This window comes from Pyxidicoccus sp. M15 (assembly GCF_056858435.1).
In genome coordinates this window covers 10116092-10133510 of record NZ_CM166495.1, presented here as the reverse complement: position 1 = coordinate 10133510, position 17419 = coordinate 10116092, and the positions used below count along the sequence as shown (strand labels likewise).

The following is a 17419-nucleotide window of genomic DNA, read 5'->3' as shown; positions in this document are numbered from 1 at the left end:
GCCTGGCCGCGCGGCCTCAGTCGTCGGGGGCGTCTGGCGGGCCCGCGCTCCGCCGCAGCCGCTCCGTGAAGCCCTGGAACGTGCTCATGTCCACGTAGAGGGGGATGAGCAGCTTCCTGCCCGTGGCATCCAGGGCCACGTCACCCAGCATCTGCGCGCCCTGCCGCAGGTAGAGATGGAGCAGGAAGGGGAGGGACTGGCTCGGGACGCCTGTCTTCAGCTGACGCACCAGGGCCCGGAAGGCCTGGGCTCGCGAGGAGGGCCGCGCGGGAGGCTCGGGCGCGGAGTCCGCGTCGTCCCCGAAGGGGCGCCGGGGGTGGACCCTGCGGGTGGCCGGCAGGTGATGGCGGCGCAGGTAGTCGACGATGAGCCCGAGCGACGTCACGCCGTGGTCCAGCAGGGACACCGTACCGAAGACGCTCTGGTATCTCGGATGCAGCCGGGCGAAGGCGCCAATCGAGGACAGCAGCGCATTCATGATGGTCTGGGTGCGCGGGTGCCCTCGCAGGGCCCAGAAGCGGCCATATTCCAGGGCGGTGTCGAAGAACAGCTCGGCCCTGGGCGCGAAGGTCCAGCCCGTGTTCAGGTAGAAGGCCGCCAGTCCCTCGTGGGCGACCAGCTCGTCGCCCAGGCACAGCCGGAGCGCTCCCACCGGCTCGGAGGCCTCGCAGGCAATCAGCTGGAGGGCCCGCTGGTCCTGGTCATCCAGGCCGTAGTTCCATGGCCCGCCCTCGCCGAAGGCCCGGGCCCGCAGCCGGGTGATGCGCCGGACGAGCGCGGGTTGCTCCGCGAGCCGGATGGCATACACCGAGAGGCCCCTGAACTCGCAGAGCGGCTGCAGCCCGTGGACCGGTGAGTCGGCCTCCGCGTCCGGCTCGGGAGCGCTCAGGACGCGCGATAGACTTGTATCTGCCACAGCTGGGTCCTCTCCCTGTCCATGGCTCCCCGGAACGAGGAGGACAGCAGCTCGAAGCCCGAGGTGTCTGGCCTTGGGATGCGCATGTGCCCCCGGGTGACGACGTGGGCCCGAGGTGTGAGCCCCGGCCGCAGCTCCTGCAGGAAGTGCTGCTCGCGCGGGCCCTTGAAGAAGGTGGGGACGTCGGACAGGGAGAGGAAGTCGACGCCGTCACCGCTGTTCCGGACGGTGTCGAGCACGTCGCCCTTCACGTAGCAGACGTCCGTCTCCTCCAGCGCGCGGCGGGCCCTGGCGTGGATGTCCGGGTCGCACTCGAGGGGATTGCCCTCCGCGTAGCGGAGCTCTCCGAAGAAGACCAGCTGGAGGAAGTAGCTCTCACGCGCCCGCGCTTGCGTCAGCAGTCTGTCGAAGATGCCGCGGTAGATGCTGAAGGCGCTCTCCGGGCGGTTCTTCCGGGGGAACTCTCCCTTGTAGAGCAGGGAGTTCAGGACGGTGGCATTGCCCAGCAGCAGCAGCACGAGGCGGAAGCGGCGGTGGGGGAACGAGGAGCCCAGGTAGGCGTGCTGGGCCTCGAGGCTCGTCGCCTCGAAGACGCCCTGTCCCGCGCGGCCGGTCAGCAGGTGGTTGAGCCGGGACAGCTGCGCCAGGGTCTGCTCGAAGCGGCCGAGGTAGATGATGGGCGCCCAACCCCTCGCTTCGAACGTCCGCTCCAGCGAGCGACGCGCCGGAGCGGACAGCGCCAGGCGCTGGAAGCACTGCTTGCGCTCCTGGGGCGTCATCGGCCGGGGCGGGTAGCCCAGGAAGCCGACGAACTCCTCGTGCTCCAGCGCGCGCAGGGCCGCCAGTCGCAGCTCCGTCAGGAAGAGCTGCGGGCCGGAGATGTCGACGCAGGTGAGCTTCCGGGGCGCGCGGGCGAGCAGCGGAATCACCCGGCCACCGGAGCCCGCGACGGAGACGACGTGCCGCGCCTGCTCGGGGAGGACCGCCAGCTCCACCGACGTGTCCTCGTCGCCCAGCGTGTAGTTGAGCTGCTCGTCGAAGTACTCCGCCTCCCCCGCGCCCGCGCTCACTTCAGCATCCCGAGGAAGGCGTAGCCGGGAGAGCGCTCCTTCTTGAGCCGCTCGTACTCCGCGTAGACCTCCTCCATCATGTTGCCCATCAGCCGCAGGCTGGTCTCCATGGCCCGCTCGACGTCCTGCCAGTCCTGCTCGGACTTGCAGTGCTGGGCAATCATCCGTCGCACCTGCTCGGCGTGGTCCTCGTCAATCTTCGAGTGCGCGATGAAGAACGTCATCTGGCCAGGCTTGAGGTCGAGCCGCTCCTTCAAGCGCGTGATGAGCGGCATGATGTAGTCGTAGGAGCTCTCCGCCCAGTAGCTGTAGCCGAGCCGGCGCAACGGATTCCCGGTCGCCGAAATCCAATAGAGATAGGCAATCAACGCCTCGGTCATGGGCAGCGGAGGCGGAATCACGAGCGTGTCCTTCGACAGTCCGAGCGAGAGCACGTCGTGCAACGCCATGTGCTCGTGGCCCGTCTCCTCGGTGGCGTGCTCGAAGCAGAACTTCAGGTAGGGAATGCTGATGTCCCGCGCGCGCACGCCCACCAGCGCCTGGTTGCGGGCGTTGTGCAGCGTGTAGTGGTAGGTCTCCAGCAGGTAGATGGCGTAGAGCTGCTTGTCGACGCGGTCCTGCTGGATGGATTGGATGAGCCGGGAGCGGGCGAACAGGTCCTCCCAGGCGGACTTCAGCGTCTGGTCCAGGACCTTGAACCTGGAGTCCGTGTCGGCATTCTCGAGGGTGCTCATGTGTTGTCTCCGGGAAGGGCAGGGTGCTGCGGCCTGGGGGACGACGGGGGAAGGCGGTTCAGGAAGGGAGCACGTGCAGGGGGAACCGGGCGCCATCGACACCGGAGACCAGGCACGCGCCGACCACGCGCCCGTGCTCGAAGTCGCACTCCATGGTGGTGCCCGGTGCGAGGCCCTGGACCCGGAGCACTTCGTCCGACGCCGGTTCGAGCCTCAGCAGGGGCTGCTCGTTGACGAGCGCGATGAGCCGCCCCTCCTGCACCTGGACACGTCCCGCGACGGGCGCTGGCAGCGGGTCATAGGACGTGCCGGGAGGAACGAAGCCCGCGGGAAGGCGGAACTCGAAGGCGAAGCGCCGCAGGTGCTCCTCCCCGCGGGACGGCTCGCCGGCCATCTTGATTCCCCGCGCCCGCTGCGACGCGATGAACTCCGCCGGGAAGAGCCCGAGCACGAAGTCATTCACCAGCAGGTCGATGACCAGGTGCACCCGGGTCACCCGGCTGCGGTTGCAGGCGCTGTGGGGCAGGGAGAAGTCGCCGTACCAGAGCTCTCCCTCCTTCCAGTCACAGCGCCTGCCGCCGATGAAGAAGTCGACGTCCGGGTGGGTCACCACGGGGACGTGGAGTCTCAGCATTCCATCCTGGAAGGAGACGAACTCGTCACGATGTTCGGAGATGATGCCGCCCGGCCCCAGCGATAGCAGGCGGACCAGCGGCTTGGGACAGGCCAGCCCCTCGAGGATTTCCGCGAGGTACGGAGCCCGCCCCAGCGCGGCGGTCGGGCTCGACGCCTCGGCGGTGCCCTGCTCCAGCCGCGGATGTCCGGCCCCCGCCCGCGGGGCCATCAGGCTGAGGCTCTCCCACGCGCGGTGGGATTCGCCCGCGTACCCGGCGGACACGCGCTGCAGGGCCTCCAGGTGACACAGCTCGGCCTGCATCCGGGCGGTGTCGTAGGTTCGTGGCAGGCGTATCGCTGCGTGGTGCATGGGCTGTCTCCCCCGGCGCGGACTACGAGGCGGCGCGGCCCTGCTCGACGTGTCTCGCGCCGGCGAGGAGGCGCTCGATGTTCTTGTGGAGGACGAGCTCCCGCTCCAGCGGCGTCAGGTCCGCGAGCGGCCCGTCTTCCTTCGTGACTGTCGCCACGAAGCTCTGCTGGGTGCCCTGGAGCCGGAAGACCGGCCAGTCCGTCCCGAAGATGACCTTGTGGTTGATGCCCCGGGAGACGGCGGCCCTCACCACCTGCCCGTTGCCATCCGCCCGGAGCCTGCTCTGGAAGGCGCTGATGTCCAGGTAGACGTTGGGCCGGTGCGAGCACATCATCGCGCACTCCTCGGTGAAGCTCACCGAGCCATGCGCGAGGATGAAGTTGACCGTCGGGAAGCGCCGGGCCGCCTCGTCGAGCATGAAGGGATTCGTGGTGTCGAAGGCCAGTGCCGGCGACGTGGGGCCGATGTGCAGGAGCACGGGGACCCGGTAGTGCGCGCACAGCTCGTAGTAGGGGAACAGCGCCGGGTCGCTCGGGCTGTACCCGCAGGGCGGGTAGACCTTGAGGCCCCGGAACCCGAACTCCGCGAGCGAGCGCTCGAAGAGCGCGATTCCGTCCGCGCCCCAGCGGGGGTCCACCCCGCCGAAGACCTCGAACTTGCCCGGATGCCGGAGGAGCACCTCGCGGTGTCTGAGGAACGACTCCTCGATGGTCAGCGGGCAGTCCTTCAGCGCATGCGTGAAGTCCGGGACCAGGAGGATGCTCTTCGCGATGCCCGCCTCCGCCATCTCCGCGACGAGCTCGTCGCAGAGCGGGTCCTGCAGCTTCTGCAGGTACATGCTCGCAATCATCTTCGGGGAGGCCCGCACCCCCTGGGCCACCAGCGCCGTCACCATGTTGGAGATGGCTCCGTCGATGAACGAGCGGGGCGTGTGCTCCGGGGTCGCGATGTGGCAATGCGCGTCGATGAGGGTCGGAGGTGCTGCGGCGTGCGCGTCCATGGTCATCCCCTCTCAGGAGGCCTGCTGGGCCCGGGCCCGGCTCACAATCTGTCTGCTGGCGTTGAGCGCATCCGCCACGGTGCGCATCTGGTTGACGTTCAGGTCCATGGCCTGGTCGCCAATCTCGATGCCGAACGCCTCCTCGAGCCGGAACACGAGCGCGGCGATGCCGAGTGAGTCGATGCCGAGGTCGTTGCGCAGCTGCAGCTCGGGGGTGATGCGCGTCTTCCGGAGCTGGCCCGGAATCGCCTCCGCAATCAGGGACAGGACCTTCTCGTCGAACTTCGCGTCAACTTCCATGGGTTCTCCTGACGGGGGCTGCCTTGCCTTCAGGCCGCCGCGGACTCGGACTGGGATTGAAAGTGCGCGGCGATACGCTTGCGGTCGAGCTTGAGATTCGGACGCAGGAAGCCGTTCTCACGGGTGAAGACCACGTCCGTGAAGAGGACCCGTCCCACGCTCCTGGACGGCCGGCGCACGCCCAGCTCATTCACGAAGCGCTCGATGCGTGCCCGGGCCTCCGGGTCCTTCAGGTCCTTGGGAAGCACCACGGCGACCAGGGCCCGGGTCCCCGGGTCGATGAACACCACCGACTTGGCGACGTCGGGGCACGCGTCGATTTCGGCCTCGAGCGCCTCGGGGTGGACCTTCTCGCCGCCGGCGGTGATGAGAATCTCCTTCTTCCGGCCGACGATGTAGAGATAGCCCTCCTCGTCGAAGCGGCCGATGTCGCCGGTGGCGACCCGGTTGTCCCCGACGAAGGTCTTCTCGCTCTCTCCCGGCGCGCACTCGAAGTAGCTGACCGCCTTCATGTGCTCGCAGCGGACGATGAGCTCCCCGTCCGCGGCGATGTCGACCTGGAGTCTGGGCAGGAGCCTGCCGACGGAGCCAATCTTCCGCGCTCCAGGAAGGTTGAAGGAGATGGAGCCGGCCTCTATCAGCCCGTAGGTCTCATACAGGGGGAGCTGCATGCGGGCGAACAGGTCGAGCGTCGAGCGCTTGATGGGGGCCATGCCCGTCACCATCATCCGCATCCTGCCGCCCAGCGTGTCATACGCCTGTCGGAAGATGCGGGCGGCCAGTGCCTCGCGCGCCGCCTGGGTGGGAAGCGCGCCCGCCACGCCCGCGGCAATCATTGCCACCGTCCGCTTCCACCGGGGCAGGTTGTAGAAGCGCGTCTCGAAGGCCTCGTAGAGCGTGGGCGGCGCGACCAGGATGGTGGGCCGGAAGTCCTTGAGCGCGCGGAAGAGCCGGTTGGGGTCCGTCACGGCGATGTCGGCGCCGTACCAGAGCGCCGCGTAGTACAGCATCCGCTGCTGGAAGTTGGCGATGGGCAGGAACAGCAACAGGCAGTCATCCGGACGCGGGGCCACCGCCTCCGTGATGGCGACGACGTTGTCCTCGATGCCCCTGCGGTTCAGCACCAGCCCCTTGAGCCCTCCGGAGGAGCCCGACGAGAAAATCATCCACGGGTGGTCCGTCCCGTCGCTCCGGTGGAGCGGGCCGTGGTCGGCGGCCCGCACCCCCGTGTTGTCCCCACCCATGCTGGCGATGAAGGTGTCCTCCGCGGGGTGGCTCGCGCGCTCGCTCGCGGGGACGAGCAGCACCGCCAGGGAGTACTTGTCGCGAAGCTGCCTCGCGCTGACGCCGACGAAGTCGTCCGGGAAGGCCACCGAGATGGCCCCCAGCTCGAGCAGGGCCAGGTCATAGACAATCCAGAAATAGGAATTGGGAGAGCGAATCCCCACGCGCATCCCGGGCTTCACGCCCCAGGCAGTCAACGCCGCGCAGGCGGCCCGCACATCCTCATGCAGGGTGGCATGGGTCCTCTGGACCACGCGTCCACCCTCGAAGGTGAAGACTTTGTTGCCATGCCGTCCAGACAGACGGGAGAGCAGGGTGGCGAACTCCATGAGCCTCGTGCCTCGTTCGATGGATGCGGACGGCGGACCCGGCGTGGCCTTCGCCGTGCGGCGGTCCGGCCATGGTCAGGGGTATGTCTTGTCAATGCGTCAGGAGCGCTCAGGCGCTCCGGGTGGCTTCGTGCGGCACGGACGGCCGTGCGGAGTGCCGGGGCTGCGTCCGCAAGAACTCCTCGATGAGCTCCGCGATGAACTCCGGTCTGTCATACAGGCAGTAGTGGGTCGCCCCCTGGACGTGCACGTGGCGGGCATTGGGGAGCAGCTCCGCCATCTCCCGCGACGTTTCGGGTGAGGCCACCGCGTCGTGTTCCGCGCTGATGAGCAGCACCGGGGCGTGGACTCGCGCCGCCGTCTGTCGCGGGTCGTAGGACCAGAAGTCGACGATCTGCCTCGCATAGTTGACGACGACCGGCTCGCTCCGGAAGGGCGCCAGGACGTGGGGCTTCAGGTCCCTGTTCATCAGGGCGAGCACCCGGGTCGCCGCCTCGGAGTCCCGCGCCCCGCTCAGGTCGCCCTCCTCCTGGGACATGCTCAGCCGGAGGGACTTCAGGACCGAGGCGGCCATGGCCGGGCGGCGGACGAGGATGCCGCACAGGGGCTCGAAGTTGTGCTCATAGGCCGTCTGGTGCGTCTTCGGGCTGCCGGTGCACCGGAACGAGCCATTGAGGAACACCATGGACGCAACGCTGGAGGGGTGGCGGAGGTAGAACTCCACGGCGACCTTGGGCCCGGTGCACCAGCCCACGAGGTGGCTGGACTCGAGGCCCTCATGACGGAGGATGGCCTCCAGGTCGTCCACCTGGTCGCGCAGCAGGAACGGCTGCGGGCCGGACTCCGTGCCGCGCGGCTCCCAGATGAGGACGCGGTGGCGGCGCAGCAGGTTGCTCACCAGCCGTCTCCAGTAGAACATCCCCTGTCCCAGGGCGTTCAGGAGGACGATGGGCGTGCCGCCCCGGGCGCCGCCGACGAAGTAGGTCAGCGGGGCACCGCCCCTGTCGAGCGTGCGCTGGCCGAGCGTGGCGAACACGGAGGCGGCGCGGGCCCTGTCCTCGGCGCGCGCCGCGTCCTGCTCCCGGCGGATGGCCTGGAAGACGGCCTCCTGGGTCGCCCCGTCCAGCCGCACCTCCTCGAAGCCCTCTTCCACCGAGGCGGCGGGGACGTCCGTCAGCCAGCCGTGGAACCCGCCCAGCCGCTCATGGAGGCTCCGGTCGACGGCGTTCAGCGCCTGCGGGTCCTCGACCGCCTGGAGATTCACGCCATAGGCCGCGCCCACCCGCTCGCAGAGCCGGGCGAAGGGGACGCGCTCCGAGGCGGTGAGGTGGAAGCGGCGCGACAGGCTCCCGGGAGCGCGCGCGAGGCTCAGCAGTTGCCGCGCGGCCTGCTCGACGCGCACCAGCCCGAGGCTCGCGCCCGCGGGGGCCCAGCAGTGCAGCGGCCGGGAGCCGAGGTACCCGGGGTGGCGCTCCTCGAGCTCCCCCTTGAGGTCATGGAGCGCCTCGAGCAGCTGGAGGCCCCCCTCACGGTCCGGCCCCCGGAGCGCGGGGCCGTGCCCGATGACCGGTGCGGTCCGGAAGAGGCCATGGCCGATGCGGCCCGCCTCGCACGTGGCCACCACGGCGCGCTCCGCGTCACGGTGGACCGCCGTGAAGTCCGCGTCGTCCCGGGGCGCCAGCTGCGGGCCCACGTAGTTGAAGTCCGGGACGCCGAGTCGCGGCAGCACCGCGAGCAGGCGGCGCAGCAGTCCACCGTCTGCCTCCAGGGGCGCTCCCCGCGCGGGACGGTACCCTCCGCCCAGGTACCAGGCCTCACTGATGCCGGCGCCCTGGAGGGCATTGAAGAGCGCCTCCTCCTCGCCGTCCACCTCCAGGGTGTGCAGGCGGGAGCGCAGCTGCTCCCACCGGCCCTCCGCCTCGGGGCCTGACAGCAGCCGCCGCACGGCGTGGCGCACCAGCAGGTGGGACTCCTCCGCATCGAAGCGGGTGCCGTCCGGACGCCCCAGGAGGACGAAGACGGTGTCCTCCGATGACGACAGGCAGAGGGCCGCGAGGTGGCTCGCGAAGAGGCCGGCTGAGCCGGTGATGAGGACGTGGCGTGGCATGCGTTCATGTCCTGTGGCGTGCCCGCTGCCGCGGCGGGCGGCCCACCTCATGGTGCGCCGCACTCCCGGCCCGTTCGTCGCGGGGCGCGTCCGTCAGGAATGTCAATCATCGAGAGGGGTGGTGGAACGTCCGGTTCGCGATGAACAGCGTTCGCGGCTTATACGCGCCCCTCTGGCGCGCCGATAGCTGGGGTGAACCCCATACATGAATATATGTATCTGGTTTTCCGGTATGTACGGGGCTTTACTTGTTCAGTACAAGGCTCACGCAAGGCGGGTGTCCCGGTCTGCCTTTCATTGTCGACCGGGTTCAGGGCCTGAAAGTCATTGGGTCTGCTCCACGGAAGCCCCCAGGAGATATTCATGTATTCCAATTACGCGTTGGATCTGTTGATCGACTTCGCGCTGATTGTCGGATTCGGGGTCCAGCATTCCATCATCGCCATGATCCGGCTGAAGACCGTCATCCAGCGGGTGACCGGCATCGACCCGATTGCCTGGCGTGGGGTGCAATCCTTCATCAATGTCTCCTACCTGCTGATGGCGTGCATCCTGTGGCGCGAGGTGCCCATCGTCATCTGGGACCTGCAGGGGGTGTGGTACTGGGTCGCCGGGGTGACGCTGGTGCTCTCGTGGGCCTGGTACTTCCAGATCCACCTCTTCGAGTACGACTGCGGCATGGCCTTCGGCTCGTCGGCCGTGCTGGCGCGCCTGCACAACGCGAAGCCGCCGCCCATGGAGATGTGGAAGGTGGGCACGCGCCGCTGGCTGCGCTTCCCCGTGCACACCGCCTTCTTCCCCATGTTCTTCGCCTTCCCGAGGATGACCGCGAGCATGTTGCTGCTCGCCATCGTGGCGAACGTCGCCAACATCATCGGCACCGTCCTCTATGACCGGCGGATGGTGTTCCTCGTCAAGGACGTCTACCGCGAGTACCAGAAGGTGACGGGGCTGATTCTGCCGCCGGTGTTCCGCGCTCCGGGCGGGGCCAAGGACATGAAGTTCCCCGAGCCCTGGCACTGGTCCCGGGTGGCGCACAACGTCCCGGGCCTGGCCATGGGGCTCTTGGCGGGGGCCCTGTTCTGGAAGGGCCTGGGGCCCACGAGCCTCGTCACCGAGGAGCTGGTCCGCTCGTGGCTCTCCGCGTTCGCCGTCGCGCTGGTGGGTGGCACGGTGGTGGGGCTGATGCACGCGGTGCGTGGCGGTGCGCTGGAGCTGGCCTACCCCAAGCTCCTGACGATGCTCGCCACCAACACCGCGCTGATGAGCGCCACCTCGCTGCTCACCTGGACGGGGCTCTGCTTCGCCACGCAGGGCACGCTGCCGCTGCTCTACATCTTCTTCCCGATGTGGATGACCATGCTGTGGCTGGGCCACTTCGTGTCGTCCACCGTCTTCTTCGGGCTGAGGCCCTCCCTGGTGCCGGGCCCCGCGGCCATGGCGCCGGCCACGGCGGACATCAAGCCCGCCCGCTGAAAGCCCGCCCGTCCTCCTCCCGCCGTCCGTCCTGGACCGAGACCCATGACCTCGTTCAACACGCTCGTCCGCGAGTTCGATGTCAAACCGACCGTCCGCTCACTGCCGCGCGGCTACAGCAGCGCGTGCTGGGAGCCGCCGGCCCGTCTGGCCCCGGCGCAGAAGGAAGCCATCTATGGCGCGCTGCGGGAAGTCTCCACGCTCGCCTTCGGCGCGGACATGACGCCCTACTGGCGCGACCGCTCCCGCGATGGCTACCTGGACAGGATTTCCCGCTTCTATTTCATCCACAGCGCGGATGACCGCATCGTGGGGTGGACGGGGTATCACCGGCTGAAGCTGGCCGGCCGCTCGTGCCTGTATCTGGATTCGACGGGCGTGCTGCCGGAGCTGCAGAACACCGGCATCATGACAGGGCTGTTCAGCCAGTTCCTGACGCGGGAGATGCTGCGCGCGGCACCGTGGGGCGTCTATGTCTCCATGCGCACGGAGAACCCCGTCGTCTACCAGTCCTTCTACAAGGTCGCGGGCGAGCGCAACACCTTCCCCTGCCTCACGGCGGCGGTGCCCGCGCGAGTCCAGGAGATGGGCCGCCAGCTCTCCGTGTGGCTCAAGCAGAGCGACAAGTTCGAGCCCTCCTCGCTCCGCGTGAAGGGCGCGTACGACAACCTCGACGCGCTCTACGGCGAGCTGCCCACCTGCGACGACGACAACATCAATCGCTACTTCCGGCAGCACCTGCGGCCCGTGGATGCCTTCCTCGTGCTCGCGAAGCTGTCGGGCCCCAGCACGCTCCTGTCCATTGCCCGGAGGCGGCTGGGCGCGGTGCTCAACAAGCGCCACTCGCGTCGCCCGGCCGACGTAAGGAAGAAAGCCGCCTGACCCGGCTCGCCCTCGCTCCTCTCCCACCTTCGGAACCAGGTCTTATGATCATTGATGACGTCGAGCGGAGTTTCTGGGCGACGGATGGCTGCCTGAACATCCCCGAAATCGGGCTCAACCTCTCCGCGCTGAAGCAGTACATGCCCCAGGGCTGGGTGCACCTGGTGTACCTGACCCGGCTCGCGAACACGATTCGCTCGCTGCAGCGCAATGACGGCTCGCTCACGGCGCCGGACATCGCCCGGCAGCTCTTCGAGCAGTCCGCGCGGGCGCTGGACTCGGCCGCGGACACGTGCCCGGACCGCGACATCGGGGAGCTGATGCGCCTGCGGGCCCAGGGGCTGCTGCGCAATGACCTGCGCGAGGCCGCCACCGCGCTGGGGCGCTCGGAGAACGACCGGCTGATGGTGCTCTGCGGGCCGCTCGTCACCTGGCCGGGCCGCAGCAGCGCGTATCTCCACTCCACCTGCGTGGCCCTGGAGAACCGCCGGCTGACCCTGCAGGTGCGCGCGCTCGAGGAGCGCCTGGACGACCTGCGGCGGTACTACGAGGAGCTGCTCGGCCTGACGGGGCTGGAGCTCCACGAAATCCCCCGCTACACCGCCAGCGAGCTGGTGCTCTGCGGCGGCGAGGCCAACGGCTTCCCCAAGCACTTCACCTACTTCCTCCCGGAGGACGAGGGGCACCGGAAGATAAAGCCGCGCAAGACGGTGCTGTTCCGCAACATCTACCTCGAGCGCATCCGCTGCCTCAGCCTGCCGCTGCTGCGCAGCCTCTGCCCCGGCCTGCCGCTGGCCGACGAGGACGTCTGCGACACGCTGGTGGCGCTCACCTGGTTCCGCGGCCACGACGTGGGGCACTACTGGCGCCACCCCTCCGCCGCGTTCGCCCGGCTGCGGGAGCTGGGGACCGCGCGCTCGTACGCGCTCCAGGAGGCGCTGTGTGACGTGCTCGGCTACCTCGCGCTGCTCGGGCCGTGGCGTCAGGGCTCCCGGCGCGACGCGCCCATGGGCTTCTACCTGGCGGAGATGCTGCGCTTTCTCGGCCGCGGCTACCAGGGCATCCACCCCGACTTCGAGGCCTCCCACATCGTCGTCTCGTACCTGGTGAAGAAGGGGTTCGCGTCCCTGGATGGGGCGCGCGGCGAGCTGTTCGTCACCCCCGAGAACTTCCAGCGGGGCGTGACGGAGGTCGCCGTCCGGCTGATGCGCGCCGTGCTTGGCGGAGACGTGGACGAGGCGCGCAGCCTGCTCGAGGCGCATGGCCTGGCGACGGAGCCGCGCGACAGCCACCTGGACCCGCTGATTCGCAAGGCCGCGAGCATCGGCAATGACATCCGGTACACCTACGAGGGCTGACATGGCGGGCGGAGACAATCTTCAGGGCAGGCGGGTGGTGCTCACGGGCGGAGCCAGTGGCATCGGGCGTGTCACGGCGGCGGCCTTCATCCGGGCCGGCAGCCGGGTGGCCATCCTGGACCGCGACGAGGCGGCCCTCGCCGAAGTGGTGAAGGAGCTGGGGCCCGCGGCGCGCGGCATCCTCACGGACGTCTCGGACCCGGACTCGCTCGAGGAGGCCTTCCTGCGCGTGGACCGGGAGCTGGGCGGCGTGGACGTGCTCATCGCCAACGCCGGCATCAGCGTGAGGCGCTCCTTCCTGGACATCTCCCCGCAGGAGTGGCGGAAGGTGATGGCGGTCAACCTGGACGGCGTCTTCTTCTGCGCCCGCGAGGCGGCGGCGCGGATGGTGGCCGGGGATGGCGGCGTGCTGCTGCTGATGGGCTCCACCAACGGGATGGCCGGCTACCCCTACTACGCCTCGTACAACGCCTCGAAGGCGGGCGTCATCGAGCTGGCACGCTCGCTGGCCATCGAGCTCGCGCCCAAGGTGCGCGTCAACGCCATCTGCCCCGGCTACGTGATGACGCCCATGCAGGAGCGTGAGTACACGCCCGCGATGCTGGAGAAGGTGAACGCGAAGATTCCCCTCAAGCGCCATGCGCGCCCGGAGGAGATTGCCGACCTGTTCCTCTTCCTCGCCTCGGACCGGGCCCGGTACATCCATGGCCAGGCGCTCGTCATCGACGGCGGGGAGCTGGCGGGGGGCCTGGCGAGCGCGGGCGTCAGCAGCGAGGGCGGGGCATGAGCGCGGGGGGCGGCATGGGCGGCGCCGAGGCGTTCTCGCGGGGATACATCCCCGCGCGGGCGCGCTTCCGCGACGCGTGCGCGCGGGCGGACTTCGAGCTGCGAAGCCACCCCCTGCCCGTGTCCGTGCCCGGCGTGGAGCTCACGGTGGATGTGGCGGTGGGCGGCACGCGGGACGCCCGGCGCGCGCTGCTCGTCACCAGCGGCCTGCACGGCGTGGAGGGCTTCATCGGCTCGGCGCTCCAGCTCGCCTTCCTCCAGCGGCTGGCCGAGGACCGCTCGCCGGCCCGGGACTTGAGGCTGGTGTTCGTCCACGCGCTCAACCCCTTCGGGTTCCACATGCAGCGGCGCACGGACGCGCAGAACGTGGACCTCAACCGCAACTTCCTGTTGGGCTCCGAGGAGTACCGGGGCGTGCCGGAGTCGTACTGGGCCATCCAGCGCCTGCTGGGGCTGTCCGCCGCCACGCCGGGCCGGGGCTTCTTCCCCGTCAACCTGCTGCGCTGCCTCTCGCGCCATGGAGAGTCGGCCACGCGGGACGCGGTGGCGAGCGGGCAGTACGAGGACCCCTCGGGGCTCTTCTTCGGAGGCCGCGAGCTGTCCGCCACCGGGGCCCTGCTCCAGGCGCAGCTGCGGGGCTGGCTCGGGGAGGCCCACGAGGTGCTGCACGTGGACCTGCACAGCGGGCTCGGGGAGCGGGGCGGGTACCGGCTCATCCTGGAGCATGACTGGGAGACGCCCCACCTGCGCTGGTTCGCCCACCGCTTCGGCGAGGGACGGGTGGAGCCGAGCGAGCCCGAGCGGGGCATCTCCTACCGCAAGCGCGGCTCGCTGGGGCCGTGGTGCGCCGAGCTGCTCAAGCCCCGCGCGTACGACATCCTCATCGCGGAGTTCGGCACCTACCCGATGCCACTGGTGCTGCTCGCGCTGCGCGCGGAGAACCGGGACTGGTTCCTCGGGCGGGACGGGCCCCGGCGCAGGCTGGCCACGGCCGCCCTGCGCGAGGTCTTCGCGCCTCGCAGCCGCCGCTGGCGCGAGGCCGTGGTGCACCGGGGCCTGGAGTTGCTCCACCGGGCGGCGGACGTCTGCCGCACGGAGGGCGTCCCCACCGCGAGGCCCCGCGCGGTCGCCTGAGCCGGGCCCCGCGAATCCATTTCCTTCCCGGCCCGGGCGCCCCCGGTTGCCGGAGGCACGTCACCCGCTCGTTTCCACCCAGGACCCACCATGACTGCAAAGACTACGAATGATGTGGCAGCCCAGCGTTCCTCCGAGCCCAGCTCCCACGAGTTCATCGAGAGGCTCGGACGCGAGGTGATGGCGCACCGCGCGGTGAACCACCCGTACCTGCGGGCGCTCGCCAGCGGGCAGCTGCCGGACCCCGTGGGGGCGCTGCGCGACTATGCGCACCAGTACTTCGCGTACAGCACGAACTTCCAGCGCTACCTGACCGCGACCATCTCCCAGCTGGACCTGCCGGAGCACCGGAAGGTGCTGCTGGCCAACCTGCTGGAGGAGGCGCACGGGGTGAGCCCGGAGGAGGCCGACATCATGCGCAAGCATGACATCGACCTGGAGTGGGTGGAGAACGTCCCGCACCCGGTGCTGTACCGGCGCTACCTGGACGCGCTGGGCATGGACGAGGCCTGGCTGCGCGCGCACCCCTTCTGCGACGACGCGGTGCTCTGGAGCCAGCTCTTCCTCCAGTGCTGTACCGCCCTGGGTGCGGCCACGGCGGTGGGGGCCATGGGCATTGGCACGGAGCTCATCGTCCGCCACGTGTACACGCCCGTGCTGGAGGCCATCCAGAAATACATGGACGTGTCACCGAGGGACCGCGTGTTCTTCGACCTGCATCAGAAGATTGATGACGAGCACGGCGAGGTGCTGCTGGAAATCGCCAAGGAGATGGCGGAGGACCTGGAGCACCGCCCGCGGATTCGCGCCGGCGCGCTCATGGCGCTCAACCTCCGCGCGTCCTTCTACGACTCCATGTTGCATCGCGCGCAGGCGATGCCTCGCATGACGCGCCTGCGCGTCGCCCAGAGCCCGGCCGCGAGCGGCCCCGCCTCCAGCGGCTCGTCGGAGTTCGTGGACACGCTGCGCAACCGGGACTCGCTCGAGCCGCGCCCGGTGGAGCATGAGCTGGGGGAGCTCGTCCACCGGCAGGTGGGACGCGAGGGCGTGGCGGAGGACTTCAGCCGCTCGCGCGGGCACCCGGTGTACCCGGTGTCGCTGCCCTCGCGGGCGGTGAGCTTCAGCATCGGTGAGCTGGAGTCCGGCCAGGCGACGTCCAACCACCGCCACGCCTACGAGTCGCTCATCTACATCCTCGAGGGCTCCGGGTGGACGGTCATCGAGGGGCGCAAGGTGGCGTGGAACGCGGGCGACGCGCTCTATGTCCCGCCGTGGAACTGGCACCAGCACTTCGCGAGCGACGAGAAGGCCGTCTACCTCACGGGCACCAATGTGCCCCTGCTGAACAGCCTCGGCCAGACGGTGCTGCGTCAGGAGCAGGGCTCCGGCAACGCCTGAGCGGCTGCGGGTCCTGGAGTGCTCCCGAGCGCGCGTGACGCTGGCGCGCGGGCGGGGGCCCGCCCGGAAGCCCGGGACCACCGCGTCCCGGGCGCTTGCGTCATGGACGCGCATCTATCGCGGCATCCGGGTGGAGCAATACCTGGACACCGGCTGGGGCCGGCGAGCAGGGTGGGGGCCGCGTGACGGGCCAGCAGGCTTTGTCTCGAAGCGCGGAGTGTGTGCGATGGCGCCATGAATGCGTCGCCGTCCGGCGCGCTCCGGCTCCCGGGGGCGCATGGCATCCAGGGACGCCGCGGGCAGAATGCGCGCGGTCCTGGTTGCAGGCACCTTCAATTCCGCAACGTCACCTGTGTCCGGCTGCCCTCCGGGTGACAGCCGGGCCTTGTTGAACGTTGCTTTCCGAGCGGAGTGTCGATGGGTCTCGTCAAGGGGGCAGTCCTGCTCCACCTGAAGCAATTCGTTCATGAGCGGTTCGGCCCGGAGGCCTGGCGTGCGCAGCTCGCGGCGATGCCGGCGGCGGGGCGCGCGGGGGCGCTACAGCCAGTGCAGGCCTGCTGGTACGATGCGACCATCTTCCGACAGTTGCTGCGGATGTGCTCCGAGTACTCCGGCAATGGAAGCCGCTTCGTCATTGGAGAGCTGGGGCGCTACACGGCGGAGCGGGAGCTGTCGGGACCCCAGCGGTGGATGTTGAGCCTGCGGCCGTCCTTCGCGGTGCAGAACCTGGACCTGTGCTGGCGCCGCCTGTTCGACATGGGCCGTTGGAGCTCCCGGCGCAAGGGCGGAGAGCTGGTGTTGCGGCTGTCCGAGTGGGCGGGAGAGCCGCTGCTGTGTGAATGGGGAACGGGATATCTCCGGGGCGCGCTCGGCCTCTTCGGGTGGCAGGTGGATGAGGTGAAGCACGTGGACGAGCCCTCGGAGGCGGGGGGCGGGACGTGTGCCTTCCTCGTCGGAGGTCGCCTGAAGTCGGACTCGGTCCGGGTGGGCCGGCTCACCTCCCGCGCCGAGGTCATCCAGGCCGCGCGTGTGTTCACGCAATACACCCAGACGGAGGAGCTGGCCCGGCTGGTGGTGGAGCTGGTGCGCGTACAGCTGGGGGCGGCGGGGGTGCAGCTCTGGGTCTTCGAGGCAGAGGACAGCGGGTTGCGGCTGCTGTGCACGAGCGGTGAGTGGGGGCGGGGGATGCGGCGCAGCTGTTTCCTGCTGGAGTCGAGCGGGCGGATGATGGGGCGCGTCGAGGTCTGTCACATGCAGCCGCAGCTGGAGGAAGACGCGGCCAGCCTCCTGGACGAGCTGCTGCCATTCATCGCGGACAGCCTGGCGGGCCTGATGGGGGCCAACGTCCCCGAGGCGGAGGTGTCGCGGACCCGGGACGAGGCGTTCAATGAGAAGCTGCTCGCGGCCCGGCACCTGTGGGGCCTGACGGCGCGGCAGACGGATGTCCTGGCGCTGGCGGTCCAGGGGCAGGCGAACAAGGAGATTGCCCTGGCGCTCGGTTGTCAGAAGAGCACCGTCGAGCTGCACATGTCTCACATCCTCCGGAAATGCAGGGCGGAGAACCGGAGCATGTTGACGGCCAGCTTCTGGGGTCTGCACTGAGCGTCGCGGGCCGGGCCCGCGCGGCACGGCGGCCCGGTCCTGTCCGGCTTCCGGATGC

General features: G+C 69.5%; 15 protein-coding genes. 7 read left to right on the top strand and 8 right to left on the bottom strand.

The window, feature by feature from the left end; translation table 11 throughout:
* Positions 1-16: 16 nt before the first annotated feature.
* The 8 genes from ACX9TP_RS37470 to ACX9TP_RS37435 all read right to left on the bottom strand — a co-directional run bounded on the left by ACX9TP_RS37470 (position 17) and on the right by ACX9TP_RS37435 (position 8725).
* Positions 17-916, bottom strand: coding sequence for a hypothetical protein (locus tag ACX9TP_RS37470; protein WP_482975456.1), 900 nt, complete (start codon positions 914-916; stop codon positions 17-19).
* Positions 886-1986, bottom strand: coding sequence for a DUF3419 family protein (locus ACX9TP_RS37465; RefSeq protein WP_482975455.1), 1101 nt, complete (start codon positions 1984-1986; stop codon positions 886-888). Before ACX9TP_RS37465 ends, ACX9TP_RS37470 begins: the two co-directional genes overlap by 31 nt.
* Positions 1983-2720, bottom strand: coding sequence for an iron-containing redox enzyme family protein (locus ACX9TP_RS37460; RefSeq protein ID WP_482975454.1), 738 nt, complete (start codon positions 2718-2720; stop codon positions 1983-1985). The genes ACX9TP_RS37465 and ACX9TP_RS37460 overlap by 4 nt, the downstream gene beginning before the upstream one ends.
* A 58-nt stretch (positions 2721-2778) precedes the next feature.
* A complete protein-coding gene (locus ACX9TP_RS37455; RefSeq protein WP_482975453.1) occupies positions 2779-3705 on the bottom strand; it encodes an aspartyl/asparaginyl beta-hydroxylase domain-containing protein in 927 nt (308 codons plus the stop codon).
* A gap of 22 nt (positions 3706-3727) precedes the next feature.
* Positions 3728-4705, bottom strand: coding sequence for an amidohydrolase family protein (locus tag ACX9TP_RS37450; RefSeq protein WP_482975452.1), 978 nt, complete (start codon positions 4703-4705; stop codon positions 3728-3730).
* A gap of 12 nt (positions 4706-4717) precedes the next feature.
* Entirely contained in the window at positions 4718-5005 is a 288-nt protein-coding gene (locus ACX9TP_RS37445; RefSeq protein ID WP_482975451.1) for a phosphopantetheine-binding protein, read from the bottom strand.
* 29 nt (positions 5006-5034) lie between these two features.
* Positions 5035-6618 carry an AMP-binding protein gene (locus ACX9TP_RS37440; protein ID WP_482975450.1) on the bottom strand — a complete coding sequence of 528 codons (1584 nt, stop codon included), beginning with the start codon at positions 6616-6618 and terminating at the stop codon, positions 5035-5037.
* 109 nt (positions 6619-6727) lie between these two features.
* On the bottom strand, positions 6728-8725 hold the full coding sequence (locus tag ACX9TP_RS37435) for an alpha/beta fold hydrolase (protein ID WP_482975449.1): 1998 nt from the start codon (positions 8723-8725) through the stop codon (positions 6728-6730).
* 363 nt (positions 8726-9088) lie between these two features.
* Here ACX9TP_RS37435 and ACX9TP_RS37430 point away from each other — a divergent pair, with 363 nt between their 5' ends.
* The 7 genes from ACX9TP_RS37430 to ACX9TP_RS37400 all read left to right on the top strand — a co-directional run bounded on the left by ACX9TP_RS37430 (position 9089) and on the right by ACX9TP_RS37400 (position 17361).
* On the top strand, positions 9089-10201 hold the full coding sequence (locus ACX9TP_RS37430; RefSeq protein WP_482975448.1) for a hypothetical protein: 1113 nt from the start codon (positions 9089-9091) through the stop codon (positions 10199-10201).
* A 45-nt stretch (positions 10202-10246) separates the two neighbouring features.
* A complete protein-coding gene (locus tag ACX9TP_RS37425) occupies positions 10247-11083 on the top strand; it encodes a GNAT family N-acetyltransferase (RefSeq protein WP_482975447.1) in 837 nt (278 codons plus the stop codon).
* A 44-nt stretch (positions 11084-11127) separates the two neighbouring features.
* A complete protein-coding gene (locus ACX9TP_RS37420) occupies positions 11128-12441 on the top strand; it encodes a hypothetical protein (RefSeq protein WP_482975446.1) in 1314 nt (437 codons plus the stop codon).
* A 1-nt stretch (position 12442) separates the two neighbouring features.
* Positions 12443-13228, top strand: a complete 786-nt coding sequence (locus ACX9TP_RS37415; RefSeq protein ID WP_482975445.1) for an SDR family NAD(P)-dependent oxidoreductase — start codon at positions 12443-12445, stop codon at positions 13226-13228.
* Positions 13225-14361 carry a M14 family metallopeptidase gene (locus ACX9TP_RS37410; protein ID WP_482975444.1) on the top strand — a complete coding sequence of 379 codons (1137 nt, stop codon included), beginning with the start codon at positions 13225-13227 and terminating at the stop codon, positions 14359-14361. The genes ACX9TP_RS37415 and ACX9TP_RS37410 overlap by 4 nt, the downstream gene beginning before the upstream one ends.
* Before the next feature lie 90 nt (positions 14362-14451).
* A complete protein-coding gene (locus ACX9TP_RS37405) occupies positions 14452-15759 on the top strand; it encodes an iron-containing redox enzyme family protein (RefSeq protein ID WP_482975443.1) in 1308 nt (435 codons plus the stop codon).
* Positions 15760-16176: 417 nt separating this feature from the next.
* Positions 16177-17361: a LuxR C-terminal-related transcriptional regulator gene (locus ACX9TP_RS37400; protein WP_482975442.1), complete on the top strand. Its 1185-nt coding sequence runs from the start codon at positions 16177-16179 to the stop codon at positions 17359-17361.
* The last annotated feature ends 58 nt before the right edge of the window (positions 17362-17419 follow it).